The sequence below is a fragment of the Wolbachia endosymbiont of Drosophila willistoni genome (genome assembly GCF_040084705.1).
Lineage (GTDB): Bacteria > Pseudomonadota > Alphaproteobacteria > Rickettsiales > Anaplasmataceae > Wolbachia > Wolbachia pipientis.
Genome location: NZ_CP157591.1, coordinates 789,306 through 804,906 on the forward strand (window position 1 = coordinate 789,306; position 15,601 = coordinate 804,906).

The 15,601-nt window shown below is 34.4% G+C and carries 11 protein-coding genes; 3 read left to right on the forward strand and 8 right to left on the reverse strand.

Annotated features, from left to right (window positions below; all coding sequences use genetic code 11):
* The first annotated feature begins 5 nt into the window (after positions 1 to 5).
* Entirely contained in the window at positions 6 to 2,081 is a 2,076-nt protein-coding gene (locus ABL518_RS04030) for an acetyl-CoA carboxylase biotin carboxylase subunit (RefSeq protein WP_095742684.1), read from the forward strand.
* Here ABL518_RS04030 and ABL518_RS04035 read toward each other — a convergent pair.
* From ABL518_RS04035 to ABL518_RS04060, 6 genes are read right to left on the reverse strand one after another with little or no spacing between them, the layout of a single operon-like run.
* Entirely contained in the window at positions 2,030 to 3,058 is a 1,029-nt protein-coding gene (locus tag ABL518_RS04035) for a COX15/CtaA family protein (protein ID WP_022626285.1), read from the reverse strand. The two genes, ABL518_RS04030 and ABL518_RS04035, sit on opposite strands and share 52 nt — an antisense overlap.
* The gene (locus ABL518_RS04040) at positions 3,040 to 4,638 is read right to left on the reverse strand and encodes a glycosyltransferase family 2 protein (RefSeq protein ID WP_348994357.1); all 1,599 of its coding nucleotides are present in this window, start codon (positions 4,636 to 4,638) and stop codon (positions 3,040 to 3,042) included. Before ABL518_RS04040 ends, ABL518_RS04035 begins: the two co-directional genes overlap by 19 nt.
* 5 nt (positions 4,639 to 4,643) lie before the next feature.
* On the reverse strand, positions 4,644 to 5,120 hold the full coding sequence (locus ABL518_RS04045) for a hypothetical protein (RefSeq protein ID WP_070356812.1): 477 nt from the start codon (positions 5,118 to 5,120) through the stop codon (positions 4,644 to 4,646).
* An 8-nt stretch (positions 5,121 to 5,128) separates the two neighbouring features.
* Positions 5,129 to 5,608: an ATP synthase F0 subunit B gene (locus ABL518_RS04050; protein ID WP_010962584.1), complete on the reverse strand. Its 480-nt coding sequence runs from the start codon at positions 5,606 to 5,608 to the stop codon at positions 5,129 to 5,131.
* 3 nt (positions 5,609 to 5,611) lie between these two features.
* Positions 5,612 to 5,839, reverse strand: a complete 228-nt coding sequence (locus ABL518_RS04055) for a F0F1 ATP synthase subunit C (protein ID WP_006014985.1) — start codon at positions 5,837 to 5,839, stop codon at positions 5,612 to 5,614.
* A gap of 59 nt (positions 5,840 to 5,898) precedes the next feature.
* Positions 5,899 to 6,624 carry a F0F1 ATP synthase subunit A gene (locus ABL518_RS04060; RefSeq protein WP_022626288.1) on the reverse strand — a complete coding sequence of 242 codons (726 nt, stop codon included), beginning with the start codon at positions 6,622 to 6,624 and terminating at the stop codon, positions 5,899 to 5,901.
* Positions 6,625 to 6,853: 229 nt separating this feature from the next.
* Between ABL518_RS04060 and ABL518_RS04065 the strand changes: the two genes are divergently transcribed.
* Together ABL518_RS04065 and pheT are read left to right on the forward strand one after the other, a co-directional pair.
* Positions 6,854 to 7,117, forward strand: a complete 264-nt coding sequence (locus ABL518_RS04065) for a hypothetical protein (RefSeq protein WP_010962582.1) — start codon at positions 6,854 to 6,856, stop codon at positions 7,115 to 7,117.
* A gap of 112 nt (positions 7,118 to 7,229) precedes the next feature.
* Positions 7,230 to 9,569, forward strand: coding sequence for a phenylalanine--tRNA ligase subunit beta (gene pheT / locus ABL518_RS04070; RefSeq protein ID WP_095742682.1), 2,340 nt, complete (start codon positions 7,230 to 7,232; stop codon positions 9,567 to 9,569).
* Here the strand turns inward: pheT and ABL518_RS04075 are convergent.
* Entirely contained in the window at positions 9,560 to 12,049 is a 2,490-nt protein-coding gene (locus ABL518_RS04075; RefSeq protein WP_348994358.1) for a hypothetical protein, read from the reverse strand. The genes pheT and ABL518_RS04075 overlap by 10 nt on opposite strands.
* A 68-nt stretch (positions 12,050 to 12,117) precedes the next feature.
* The gene (locus tag ABL518_RS04080; protein WP_095742681.1) at positions 12,118 to 15,453 is read right to left on the reverse strand and encodes a class I tRNA ligase family protein; all 3,336 of its coding nucleotides are present in this window, start codon (positions 15,451 to 15,453) and stop codon (positions 12,118 to 12,120) included.
* Between the last annotated feature and the right edge of the window lie 148 nt (positions 15,454 to 15,601).

Genomic DNA, 15,601 nt, shown 5'->3' on the forward strand with positions numbered 1-15,601 from the left:
ATACGATGATAGAAAAGAAGTACAGTAAGATTTTAATAGCAAACAGAGGAGAGATTGCCTGCAGGATTATCAGAACTGCCCATAAGATGGGTATATCTTGTGTGTGCATATACTCGGATGCAGATGTAAATTCTGTGCATGTAAGACAAGCAGATGAGTCAAGATATATCGGCCCTTCGCCATCTTGCCTCAGTTATTTAAACATTGAAAAAATATGTGAAGTAGCAGTTGAAACAGGTGCTGAGGCAGTTCATCCTGGCTATGGTTTTTTAGCAGAGAATCCAGATTTTCCACGTGCTCTTCAAAAACATAATATAGACTTCATCGGTCCCAGTGCAGAAACAATAGAAGTTACAGCCAACAAAATAACAGCAAAAGAAGCTGCAAGAAAAGCTGGAGTGAATGTAGTGCCAGGATATATGGGTAAGATCAGCGATGCTGCCCACGCAGCTCAAGTTGCTAAAGAGGTCGGTTTTCCCGTTATGCTCAAAGCTGCATCAGGCGGTGGTGGCAAAGGAATGCGAATTGTAAACTCCAAAAAAGAAATTGAACTAGCATTTACATCAGCCACAAATGAAGCAGAGAAAAGTTTTAAGGATGGCAGTATCTTTATAGAGAAATATATAGAGTTGCCAAGACATATTGAAATACAAATCATAGCAGATAAATATGGCAATATAGTTTGTCTTGGAGAAAGAGAATGCTCGATACAAAGGAATAATCAGAAAATAATAGAAGAAACGCCAAGTCCATTCATTAGTGAAGAAGTAAGACAAAAAATGTATGTTCAATGTGTTTCTCTGGCAAAGCAAGTTGGCTATTTTTCAGCAGGCACTGTTGAGTTTGTTGTAGATAAAGACCAAAACTTCTATTTTCTTGAGGTAAATACGAGATTGCAAGTTGAGCATCCAGTAACAGAATTTATAACTGGAATAGACATAGTAGAAGAAATGATTAGAACTTCCTGTGGAGAGAAATTGAGATTCAATCAGGATGATATTAAACTTACTGGTTCTGCAATAGAAAGTAGAATTTGCGCTGAAGACCCATCGAAGAAATTTTTCCCTTCCAGCGGAAGAATAAAATATTACGATAAACCGGGTGAAAATGATTATGTAAGAATAGATGATGGAGTTGCTGCAGGTTCAGAAATTAGCATGTTCTATGATTCGATGATTGCCAAAGTGATAACATATGGAAAAGATAGAGTAGAAGCGATCAGCAGAATGCAAAAAGCATTGTCTGAATGCTATATAGAAGGAGTAACAAATAATATAGAATTTCTAGAATCCATCTTCCATCACCCAAATTTTATCGCAGCAAAGCTCCATACGAGATTCATTCCAGATCATTACCCTAGTGGGTTTCACGGCGATTTTGTTACAGAGGAGTATATTAAAATATTTATTTTCACTGCGTTATATGTTCATTTGGAAAATGAAGAAAGGTACCATCATAAAGCAGTGAATGAAACATCTCAGGTGTCATTCCAGTGCGTGACACTGGAATCTAGTAAAAAAGAAGGGGCACCAGTATCAGCTACTCGGATGGCAGGTGACCGTGCAAGAGATTTATTCATAGTGAATATAAATGACAATGAGTACTCCGTAAATGCAAAATACCAAGATAATATATTAATAACGGTATATAATCACAATAAATACTCCGTTATAGGCAAGTGGAAATTAAGTTATAGATTGCTATATATCACAATTAATGACGATACCAATATAGCACTTAAAATAGAAAGACAAGGCAGCAAGTACTTCATAAGGCATGCAGGCATGAAAGCTGAGTGTTGTATATTTAAGCCTCATGTAGCTGAATTAAGTAGGTTAATGCTAAATAATGAAACAGAAGGGATTTCAGCAGATGCTGTAAAATCCCCAATATCTGGTTTATTAGTTAAATTGCACGTAAATGTAGGAGATCAGGTGGAAATAGGACAACCTTTATTTGTGGTGGAGGCAATGAAAATGGAAAATATCATATGTGCTGAAGCAGCAATGGTGATAAAAAATATTCCCGTTCAAGAAGGAAAAAATGTGCAGATTGGTGATGTAGTCTGCTTTCTTAAATAACATAAGAAGTACAAACTTGACCCAAACAAGATAAATGAAAACACTTGATGAGCTATGGCAATGGCTATTGGTATGTGCAATAATAGAGTAATTACACCTAAAATGATCTGAATGATGACGGAGAGCAGCATAATATATACCGGTTTTATGCTAGCATTTTTTACTGTGAGTATTACTACCAAAGTTAGTATTAGCAATGCCAGTGCTCGATGTATAAATTGCACTGTCGCTCTGTTCTCAAAGATATTCAGCCATGTAGGCTGTAAGAAAAATAAATCTTCTGGAACGATTTGTCCGTCCATTAGTGGAAAGGTATTGTAAATTAGACCAGCATTTAATCCTGCAACAAATGCGCCGAAAATTATTTGTATCATGATCAGAACTAAAATAATTCCTACGTAGTACTTGGTGTTACAACTAATCTTAAGTTTAGTTTGCTTTGGCCTGATTTGGTAATCAAAAAATTGATATGAAAATAATGCAAAGATAATTAATGCTAATAATAAGTGAAGTGCGAGCCTATAGTGGCTAACATGAGGCTTGGCTACCAAGCCGCTTTTTACCATATACCAACCAGCAAAAGCTTGTAAAGCTCCAAATAATAATGCCACAAATAGCTTTATTACTACCTTTTTAGATATTTTTCTTCTTAATGTAAAATATATAAATGGCAGGACAAAAACTAAACCTGTTAGTCTTGCAACCAATCTGTGTACATATTCTATTAAGTATATAGCGCGAAACTCCTCCATACTAATACCATAGTTAAGTGCTTTATATTCAGGTGTAGCTTCGTATTTTAATTTTTCTTGTAGCCAGTCTTGTTCACTCAGTGGTGGTAATGTTCCAGTAATGGGTTTCCACTCCGTGATTGACAATCCTGCTTTTGAAAGTCTGGTAAATCCACCAATCCCTACCATGAGAATTACCATGACCGAGCAGAGAAAAAGCCAAATAGCTACAGGTTTTGCTTCCATAAACCATGCTGAGTTTTGTTCCATCGCTCAGGGTAAAGAATAAATTCCCATAAGGCAAGAAAAGCTGCAACACTATGTAGCAGACTATAGACCGGAAAAAATATCGATACTATATAAAAATAAAAAGGCATCTTTTGCTGTTTGACAGCTATTACCAAAAGAATCAGGTTAGTAACGTATACCACTACAAAGTAGTACAAAAATAATTCATTTAAAACTTTAGTTAATATCAATGAAAGCAGTAAAAATGGAGTAGTAAAAAATATAAAAGCTGCAGAGCCAACAAAAAGATTCAATAGCAAAATTCCCTTAAATTCAGTGTGTTTATAAAGTGACTTTATATTTTTTAAATGAACAATATAAGTTTGCATATAGCCTTTGATCCAGCGCGCTCTTTGCTTAATCCAAGCAAATACAGCAATTGGTGACTCTTCCAATGTTTCTGAGTCAATCATCCTGGTTTTATATCCCATTTGCGCAAGTCTCAAACCAAGGTCAGCATCTTCGGTAACACTATAAGCATCCCAGAAAAACACTTCTTTTAGAATTTTTACTGAAAAATGATTACTGCTACCACCCAAAGGTATCGGCATGTTCATTTTTTGGAATCCAGGCAATAAGTATTGAAACCAGTTCATATACTCCAGAGAAAAGAATTTTGTGAGAAAATTATAATCACAATTGTAGTAATTTAATTTCGCCTGTACACAGGCAAGCTTATCGTCGTCCTTATTAAATTCAATCAGTGCTTTTTTTAACTGCAATGGGTCTGGTTTATCGTCCGCATCATATATTACTGCATACTTTCCTCTAGCAAAGCTCATAGCATAATTGCATGACTTGGCTTTTGTTCTAGGCAAAGAATGAGGCACTTTTATTACTTCAAAATACTGCGGTAAAGTGTACTTTTCTATAGCTGCTAGCGTTTCTTGGTCATCACTTTCTACCTGAAGCTTCACATCTAATTTTGATTTTGGATAATCCAAACTTTCAATGCTTTCGATCAATTGCTCTATCACTGCACTTTCTTTAAAAGCAGGCAATAAAATAGTATATATAGGAAAATCTTCTTCATTCAGCTTACTATAATCCACTTTTTGATTAGAGGTTTCACATAAGCTAAAAACTGTAGCTATAAACTTGAATAAATAACTAGAACATCCGATTATAAATATCAACATCAAAGCAAAATATGTATATTTCTCTGTTAGTGTTAAAATTGAAGTTACAATAAAGAAAGAAGCAAAAAATATTGAGCTTAGTTTAATGCTTTTAGCTGAAAAATTAGGATTCTTGTAATATAAGTAGTTGCTTGCAAATTCTGAAATACCAAAGTGCGAGTTAAGAAGATTTAAAATCTGTTCGCTATCCACTTTTATTAATACATAGTCAATGCCGTAATAAGCTTCGACCCAACGGTTGATATCTCGGCTTGTGTCTTCAACCATAAAAAAAGTAGTATCATTTAATTTTTGCCAAGGAATTATATTAAATTTATAGTAAAAAAGTTTCTCTTGCTCTTTGCACAAACTAGAATCAAACTTAATTTTTTCTACATTATCAGCTTGAAGTATAGGCATTAAACCTAATGCAATTTTTTATTTAAGTCACGTGAAAATGAAGATATGACCTCGCTACTACGCTTATCATCTTTACGTTCATGCATTATTTTTTTTACAGCATCAGCAGCTATACTCGCTGTGTTAGCCTGTAAATCTCCAAGAGCTTTTTCAACTTGGTCAGTGACTTTCTTCAAGTTAGAATGGGCATTGTCATCTAATGTCTGATCTAGCTGCTGTCTATTGTGCTTAATGATACTATTAGCTTTATCAAGTGCTTCATTCATCATTTTATTAACTTCTGCATCTAATTCTTTGTATTTTTTAGAAGATTTTTTGTAATACTCCAACATATCTTTCCTGAATTTTTCAGTTTCTTCACTTGAAAATTTGCTTTTGTTACGCTTATTGTTAAGCGCATTTTTTATCACTTTCTTTAGCAATTTATACGAAAGGACAAAACTTACCAAGAAGGCAAGACCGATAATCAGTGATGTAGACATAAAAACCCCTAAAATTCTTTGGACACCAAGTCAGCAATAAATTCCTCTTCAATTTCAGAATTAGTCAATTTAGTATAATAAATTAAAGCAATACTAGTAGCCATTTGTTTTAACTGATCAGTATATTCAGATTTAAATTCTGCCACTTTTTTTTCAATAAGCTTGCTCTTTTTTTTATCTTCCTCTTCTAATATATTCTTAACATTAGCTCTCATTTCTTCTACCTGAGCAAGTGCATCATCTATGATTTTTTTTGCCTGTATTCTAGCTTGGGTTAAAGCTGCGTTATACTTGGTAATCTGATCTTCCGTAAGTCTTAAAAGATGAACAGAACTATTAAAAGAACCCAATACTTCTTTACTTCTAGTGCTTATTATTTCATCTAACTTTGGCAAAAATAAACAACTTACTACGAAAAAAAGTGAAGAGAAAAAAATTAAAAACCAAAAAACTTGAGAAAAGAAGGTTGAAACATCAAGCTGTGGCATCTGTTAAGCAGCAAATATTAATAACATTGCAAGTACAAACGCAAGCAATCCCATGATTTCAACCATGGCAGCACCAATATAAACATAACTTTTCATTTTACCTTCTGATTCAGGGTTTCTCGCAATCCCATTTAACATAGCAGAGAAGATATTAGCTATACCTAAACCAGCGCCGAGCATTCCAAACACAGCTAAACCAATTGCTATAAATTTTAAAGCTACTAAATCCATATATTACCTTTAATTATTTCTTTATAATATAATTGTAAAATATTCTACAAGGAAGTCAATTACTTTACTGCATCTGACAAATATACACATGTTAATATAGTAAATATATAAGCTTGTAAAATTGCAACAAATACTTCAAATCCTATCAATGCAATTATGAACAAAAACGGCGCAGGAGTGAAAAATATGTTCATATTTACAATAAACCCTGCTATCACTTTGATGATTGTATGACCAGCAATCATATTTGCTGCAAGCCTTATTGATAGGCTAACCGGCCTTACTAAATAAGCAAACAACTTAATAATAATTATTATAGGTGCAAGCCACGAAGGAGTTCCTTTTGGTAGCAATATGCGTAAAAATTCTACTCCCCTTTCTTTAAATCCAACAATCGTTATATAAATAAAAACCACCATCGATAAAGCGAAGGTGACTATCACATGACTTGTGACCGTAAAACTATAAGGAAGAACACCAACTAAATTACACGATAAAATGAAAATAAATACTGTGAATATCAATGGAATGTGCTGCAAGCCTTTGCTTCCAGTGTTATTTTCTATTATTGAAATAACAAAATCATATACATACTCAACTGCAGCTTGCAAATATCCTGGTATTACTGACCCCTTCTTTATTCCAAAAAGCAAAAAGAGTATCATCAATATCACCGAAATCATCGTGAAAAAAGATGAATTGGTAAAGCTTACGTCATACCCAAATAACCTAGGTAACTCTATTATTGTATATACCTTAAACTGTTCCAGTGGATTTAGTGCCATTTTAATCTGAATTATAAACAGTAAATAAAGTATGAATTTTATAGGACAAAGTCAAGAATTAAGATAAGGCTCTGTATTATTATAACATTAACATATTAACAAAATATGTAATTAGAATGTTAATTACAGTCAGCTCTGTATTTTAAAATTTACTAATCTTGTTAAATTATTCAATATCTTGACTTAATATCTTATTTTGATTATAATTTAATTTTTAGTGAGGTATATAATGAACGAAATAGATTTTATTAACACTAATCATCCTTTAAATTTGGAGCAGGAATTTGGTAACGGATACATCGAATCAGTAGATTGTTTCCTTGACGAAGATACTCGCGATTATTACATAGGACTCAACAATGCAATAATACACTTCTTTTTTGATGGTAACATTGATGAGGATGCCTGGGATTATGAAAGTCTTAAATTCTTTCTGGAGATAGATTTAAAAGGTGATATAGAAAAAATTCTTTCTCTTCGCAAGAAGATATAAAGTTACAAAAGCTTCTACATCATAAACAATGATGTAGAAGTATTCCACTACAACAAGCTTTAAAAGCACTACATTTTATATTACAATAACTTTTTCACTTCTTTTTAGGTCCATGAAATTCACATTATCTTGGTTATTAGAGTACTTAGAAACCAATGCTATTTTAGAAGAAATTACCGATAAATTAACTCACATAGGGTTAGAAGTAGAAGATGTGATCGATAATTCCAGATTGACTGGGTTTATCGTTGCAGAGGTATTAGAAGTCGTACCTCATCCAAATGCTGATAAATTAAAATTATGTAAAGTAGATGACGGAAGTAAAATTCTACAAATAGTTTGCGGAGCAAACAATGTTAGAGAAGGTATGAAAACTGTGCTTGCATCTCTTGGTAGCACATTGCCAGAAAGTGATTTCACAATCAAGCCCACAAAAATACGAGGAGTGCTAAGTGAAGGGATGCTCTGCTCTGCTTCTGAACTTGCGCTGGTTCAAGAGGAAAGTGAAGGAATAATCGAGCTTTCCGATGATTATAAAGTAGGGGATAAATTTTTCAATTGTGACCCTGTAATTGATATAAATGTTACTCCAAACCGTGGAGATTGCTTAGGCATTTATGGAATAGCTCGCGACCTTGCTGCAACTGGAATTGGGAAATTAAAGACTTTAAGCATTCCACAACTTACCAGCTCCATAAATTCACCAATCGATGTTGAAGTTACTGACGGGGAAAGTTTTATTAGTGGAATATACATCGCCAATGTAAAAAATCAAGAAAGCCCAAAATGGTTAAAAGATAGGCTGGAATCGATAGGAATGCGCTCCATTTCTGCAATAGTTGATATCACGAACTATATTATGATATCTTTCAGCCGCCCAATGCACGCGTATGATGCAAAAAAAATAGAAGGAGAGCTCACAGTACGCAAAGCAAACGACGGAGAAAAATTTGCTGGTTTGAACGGTAAAGAATACTTATTAAACAAAGACATAAGCGTTATTGCAGGTGATAAAAATATTCATGGAATTGCTGGAATTATAGGTGGTAAGTGCAGTGAATGTACTCTTGAAACTACTGATATCTTTTTAGAGTCTGCTTGGTTCGATCCCATCTCTATTACTAAATCTTCAAGGCAGCTCGGCATCTCCACAGACGCTAGTTACAGATTTGCACGTTCAGTTAATCCTGAATTTACTTTTGATGGACTCAACCTTGCAGCTAAAATGATTCTGGACTTATGTGGTGGAGAAACCTCAAGCGTAGTGTCTGCTGGCAGTTTAGATAGTGCTGACACCAAGGTGAGCTTTGATTATCAGGATGTGAACAAGTTTGGAAGTGTGTCTGTATCGCCTGATGAGGTGCTTGATATCTTAACGAAACTAGGGTTTAGTATTGATAAAAAAACCGAAGGCAATTGGAATGTACAAGTACCAAGCTGGAGACCGGACGTGACAATACCGGCTGACCTAATCGAAGAAGTAACAAGGATATACGGCTATGACAAAATAAAAGAAGAACCACTACCAAATAATGTTGAAGAAGTAGATAGTACATACGACAATTTGCGTATTTTGATGACAAACAGAGGGTTTCATGAAGTGCTAACCTGGTCGTTTATGAGTGAATCAACAGCTGAAAAATTTGGTTACTCGAATAAGTTATTTATCATCGATAATCCGTTTAACAATAGCTTTAATATAATGAGACCAAGTATTATGCCAAATTTATTGCAAGTTACTGCTGATAATATTGCCCATGGAATATCTGATCTTGCAATCTTCGAAATCGGGCCGATTTACGATGGTGAAGCTCAGTCTAAGTATGTTTTAAGTGGAATTAGGTCAGGAAATAATTTACCGCGAAACCATTATAATACTGATAGGAAAGTAGATGTTTTTGACGCAAAGGCTGATTGCATAGCAGCTTTGGAGTTTTTTAACGTTAATTGTGATAATTTAACGATAGAGAAAGCAGAAAAAGAACATTACCACCCAGGAAAGTCAGGCACTCTCTCTTTTAAGAATAAAGTAGCAGGTTATTTTGGAGAGTTGCATCCTAATATATTAGATCTTTTTGATATCAAGCAAAAAGTTGTAGGTTTTGAGGTAATACTAGAAAATATTGAAAATTTACCTGTAAGTAGAAAGAAATTTATCGATTATAAATACCAAAGTGTAAAACGTGATTTTGCATTTATAGTAAATAAGGATGTGGAAGTAGGTAACATAATCAATGTGATAAAAAAAAGCTCAGAGCTCATCACAGAAGTTTTGATATTCGATGTATACCATGGAAATAATATAGAACCGAATAAGATGTCTATAGCGTTGTCAGTTACTTTTTGCTCTCCAATCCACACTTTAACTGAAAAAGAGATCCAAAAAGAATCAAGTGCTATAGTTAATTTAGTATGTGAAAATACCGGAGGAACTTTGAGAACTTATCGTTGAGTCACAATCATAGTTTCCTGCCGTTGCTGTGTCACACTTACTTCATCCAATTTATTTCCAACATTGAATTCAATATCCTTGAAAAATCTATCCCACATTCCATGCAAATGCTCTTCTATTTTAGGCCACACATCATTTTTAAATGTTACCCCATCATCAGAAAATAAATTACCTAAAAAGGCTCCAATACCTTCATAATTTGACTGAAAACATTGAAGAAATGTCTCTCCTTCTTTATAAGTATTATGTGCCACATTTAACGCTTTTCTCTCTGTAGTCTCTTTATAAGCATTTGATGCTCCAATCTTTATTGCACCAAACATAACTTTACTCCAGTTCTTAACTTTCTGTATACAACCTTCACTATTTCCTGGTATATTATTTATTATATTTTTTGTCAAATTGTCTATCAAAGGAGACAATAAATTTTGACTAAAATGTTTGATATTATCTTTTGTTTTAATTACAGGATATTTGATGCGTTTTTCTGCTAAACAGTACTCCAGTTCTGCTCTTTCTAATAACTTCTTGATTTCTTTTTCATCAAAAATTTCAAGCTTGAATACCTTCAGTAAATCATCTTCTATTACTGCAAATTTTATTTTTTCACGAGACGTTAGTTCTTCTTTATAATCATTTTTTGTTTCTTCATTTATCAATAATTCTTTTTTGCCTAATTCTAACTGTTTTAATGCTTTCAGAATTTCTTCATTCCTTTTTAAGAGCACTTCTATTGATCTTGTACCCGGATGCCCTTTTTCCCTGTTATTTTGTTCAGCTTGTAAACGCTTATTTTGATCTTTGAGTGTTTGTTCTAATGTAGATTTTTCTAAATGTCCTTCATCTTGCACGCGAAAAGCTTCAATTATTTCTGCTAGACCTGATTCACCATATTTTCTTAATTTCTTGCATAAACGTAAAACACCCTTTTTTTGTTCTCGAAGTAACCTTTGCACTTTATATTTTTTTATTTCTAAATACATCTTTTCTATAAAGTCATTTATTTTAGCTGAAGCTTCCTTATCCGATGGAACCTTTACTTTTTTTTCTAAATCTTCAAGCTGCTTCCTTAGGCTTTGCTTCTCCTTATCCGGTATATCTGATTGACTTAACTTACCTTGAACTTTTTTCATTACTGATTTTATCAGCCTGCGCTCAATCTCTTGATCATCATATTCGAATTTAAAAAGGTCTTCTAACCCCCTTTTTAAGGTGTCATTTGTTAAGCTACTGTTTTCATGTATTTCTTTTAATTTCTTATATATATTGTTACACCTTGTTTGACCTATTCCTCTTAAACTCTCTAATTCCTGTCTCACTAAAGAATTTTTTATCTCATCTTCCAGCGAAAAATCTTCTCCCCGTCTATCTCGCTGAAACTTAATTGCTTGTATAAAGGCAACTTGATAAGCACTTTGTATTAAGTGACTTGTCAAATTAGGACCTATACTATCTACCACTTTCGACTTGAATTCGTTCAATAATTCCTTCAATTTATCATATGTAATCTCTTTCTTTTCTAGCTTTATCAGTTCTTCCATAGTCTTCGCAAATTCCTGAATAGAAGTTGCAAGCACATCCTTGATTTCATTGCGTAAGGGCTTAAGACCATTTTTTAAATTGATGTTAGTTGACAATTTCAGTACGATGCTATGCTCTGAATTCCGCGTCACATCAAACCACTTGTTATTTTCATTTTCATACAAATCTCTAAGCAATCGTTTAAATTGCGGTGGAAATTCTATTTCCATATCCCACGCAATATTTGGTCCAGTAACTTCCTTTTCATGAAAAGACACCTCAATATTTTGATGCTTATTAGAATACCGCCCCATACTTATTTTAAGAGCAGTAACTAAAGAGTGAGATAAATCTCTATTTAAAAGATAAAAAGTAGCCAAAGCAATTGTTGCAGGAACAACTAAGGCTACAAGTACAGCCATATTAACAAAAATTGCTATTGCAGCAAGAACACCATATGCCAATCTTTTTGGCACGCCAGTTTCACTCTTTTTTGTCTTATCTTCCCCTACACTGTCTTGTGTCTTGCTGTTTGCTTGAAATCTACTGCATACGACTAATCCCAGTGCAGTAAAAGCAATATAAGGAAGCATTAAAACTGACAGAGCTAAATTTAATATTTTCTTTTCTGGGCAAGTTCTATTTATTTCCTTAAATATTTCGCTTGATATATTATACCAGGAAGTAAAAAAATCAGAGTTATAATCTTTATAATGAAATATACTGAGTGGAACGTTAAAATTAGCTAACGGCTCTTGTTCTTCCACAGCATCAAAAAATTCTTCTTCCTCTTCTGAAGTAGCAAGACCTAAATTATTCCCTTCTTCTACATTAGAAACAGCTTCCATAGCATCAAAAAACTCTTCTTCCTCCTCCAAAGTAACAACAGATTCTGCTTTACCTAAACCACCACTATTGTTAACAACTTCTTCATAATCATCTGCAACAGCTTTATTCATATTATAACCTTATCCAATTACCTTAAGTATAGCATAAATACTGACAATCTTGCAACTTTATTAAAAATTTAACGCTCAATACTAACACTTAAATCCTGATATTCCTTAGAATAGAAGTTAGTTCCAATTTCTGTATTAATGTCCAAAGATAAGGCAAGGGTCTGCTCTTTTATATATTCAAACCACGTATTTATTGCTTCCTTAATTTTCTCTTCTTCTGTTTTGATTATTACTCTGATTCTATCTGATATATGAAAATCAGCTTGTTTTCTGGTTTCTTGAATGAGCCTCATGACATCTCTCGCTAACCCTTCTAGAATTAATTCATCATTTAGTTCAGTATTTAGAATGACAATCCCTTTATTGTTATCAAATACAGAGGAATATTCACTGTTTGCTTTTAACAATAGTTCATATTCGCCTTTTTCTATAATATAGTTCTCTGATTCGTCTCCTAGAAATATCTGCTCATTCTCAACTTGCTTCCATTTTCCCTCCTTGACATATTGAACTAGCTTCTTGATTTTGTCTGGAATTCTTTTCCCAAGCAGTGGGAAATTTAGCTTTAACTCTAGTGATGCAATACCTTCAAGTCTGTTTACTAATTCCAAGCTTTTTACATTCACCTCATCTTTTATCATCTCCTGGTACTCATTTGAATCTGCAGCACACTGGATCCCAGTGTCAGCTACTTGGATAACAGGAGAGAACTCTGGGATGACAGAAAGCGGTTCACCTTCAAGAAAACTACAGGAAGACTGATGATAAATGATCATACTGCCAAGCGGCTGTCTGATACGTATATTAAAAGTGTTTCTGATCGAAAGTGCAGAGTTGCACACCTCTCTCACTAGATCCATCTTGGCAATGAGCTGACTATCAAACTTCTCTAATTGTGGAAAATTAGCCAAATGAACAGATGTTTCTTCATACTTAAGCCCTTGCCATATATTCTCTGTTATAAGTGGCAACAAAGGAGCTGCAGCTCTTAGTATGTAATAAAAAACCGTATATAGAACATTATAAGCATCAGTTTTATCATGATCCAAATCACTTTTCCAAAAACGCTCGCGACTGCGACGAATATACCAGTTATTCAGCACTTCAAAAAAATCTATCAGAATTTTGCAAGCCTCTTGGGAGCTATAGCTGTTCATAGAAGCTTGGATACTTTCTACAGCTTCAAAACATTTGGAAATCATGTAGCGATCAATAGTACTTTGATAATCCTTACAAACTTCAGCTTTAATTCCATCTGCATTTGCATACATAGTAAAAAAGTGATAACTGTTCCAAATAGGTTTTATTACGTTTTTCAGAACATCTCGTATTGAGTTTCCTTCTTTATCGAGTAGCAAATTACCACCACAAATAATAGATCCAGAAAGCATAAGAAAACGCAGTGCATCAGAACCGTATCTATCAAAAACCTCCATTGGATCTGCATAGTTATTCAAACGTTTGGACAATTTTTGCCCTTTTACATCCAAAACAACACCGTGGCATATGCAGTTCTTAAATGGTTCCCTATTAAACAAAGCAGTGGACAATACAAAGAGCGTATAAAACCACCCCCTGGTTTGCGCTATGTATTCAGTGATAAAATCCGCAGATTCAAACCACTCCTTATTTTCAAACGGATAGTGGATTTGCGCAAATGGCATCGAGCCAGATTCAAACCAGCAGTCAAACACGTCAGGTACACGGCGCATAACTGATTTTCCTGTTGGATCATCAGGATTTAGTCTTGTTAAAGTATCGATAAATGGTCTGTGCAAGTCGTCTATTTTAACATTAAAATCTCTCTCCAGTTCTTCTATTGAACCATATACATCTACTCTTGGATATCTCGCATCATCTGATTTCCATACAGGGATTGGCGTACCCCAGAATCGATTGCGTGAAATTGACCAGTCGTGTGCCCCTTCAAGCCATTTTCCAAATTGACCATCTCTAATGTGGTTTGGTATCCAATTAACTCTCTTATTTAGCTCTACCATTCTGCTTTTGAATTTTGTAACAGCAACATACCAAGAAGGCATAGTTCGATAGATCAAAGGAGTGTCAGTTCTCCAGCAGTGTGGATAATTGTGAATATATTGCTCAGTCTTAAACCAACTTCCCTGCCCTTTCAATTTTTTTATTACTGTATCATTGGCATCAAAAACATGAACCCCTGCCAAATCTGAAACTTCAGCAGTAAATTTTCCACTGTTATCAATTGGACAAATAACTGGAATATCATGGCTTTGGCAAAGGTAAAAATCTTCCTCACCAAATCCAGGAGCAGTATGCACAACGCCAGTACCGTCTTCTTCCGTCACATAATCAGCAATAAAAACGCGAAATGCATTTTTTGTGTCTTTAAAATAGTCAAACAGTGGTTTGTAAGAAAGACCTGCAAGATCATTCGCTTTAAGTTTTATATTGCAGTTTTCATATGGAATATTGTTTTGTTCAGAGTGGCTGATAAATTTCTCTAAGTAGCTTTCAGCAAAAATGTATATTTCACCATTCATTGAACTTCCTTCACTACTCCCTGTCATCCCAGTGCCCAGACACTGGGATCCAGAAATAGATTCCAGCGTCACGCGCTGGAATGACATCAAAGGGTGGACTGACACTGCACAATACTTAATATCTTTTCCTATTGCTAAAGCCAAGTTGCTCGGCAACGTCCAAGGAGTTGTAGTCCAAGCAAGTAATTTACACTTTCGTTTAACACTTTTAAATTGCTGTGGGTTTTCTAAAAGCTCAAATGCAACAGTTACAGCTTTGCTAACTTTTTCTCTATACGCGTTATCAAGCCTTGTTTCGAAATTAGATAATGGAGTTTCGCATGCCCAGCTATATGGTACAACGCGCACTGATTCATACACCAGACCCTTATCATAAAGCTGCTTGAATGCCCACATGACCGACTCCATGAATGATTTATCCATAGTCTTATAGTCATTGTGAAAGTCTACCCACCTTGCTTGCCTATTTACATACTTCTCCCACTCTGATGAAAATTTCATCACAGAAGTACGGCAATGATCGTTAAATTTATCTATACCAAACTTCTCTATCTCAGTTCTACCAGATATTCCAAGTTCTTTTTCTGCACCCATCTCAGCCGGCAATCCATGGCAATCCCAGCCAAATCTACGTTCAACCCTTTTTTGAAGCATAGTTTGATATCTTGCAAATGCGTCTTTGATGAAACCAGTGAGTAAATGTCCATAATGCGGAAGTCCATTTGCAAACGGAGGCCCATCGTAAAAGACAAAACAATTATCCTTGGAACGTTCTTCAACTGACCGCTCAAAAACTTTGTTTTCCTGCCAAAATTTTATGATTTCCTTTTCTAACGATAAAAAATCAGGACTACTTACTGTATCAGGATAATGCTTTGACTTCATGTTCGCTATGTAAAACTAAAGAATATAGGGCTTTCTGAAAAATTACAAATTCAAAAATATTTCCGTAGCTCACACCCCAACAAACTATTCTGCCGAGCTTCCAATACCTTTTTTTAAGTTTTACTTGCAGTTTTTATTGTTTTACTTA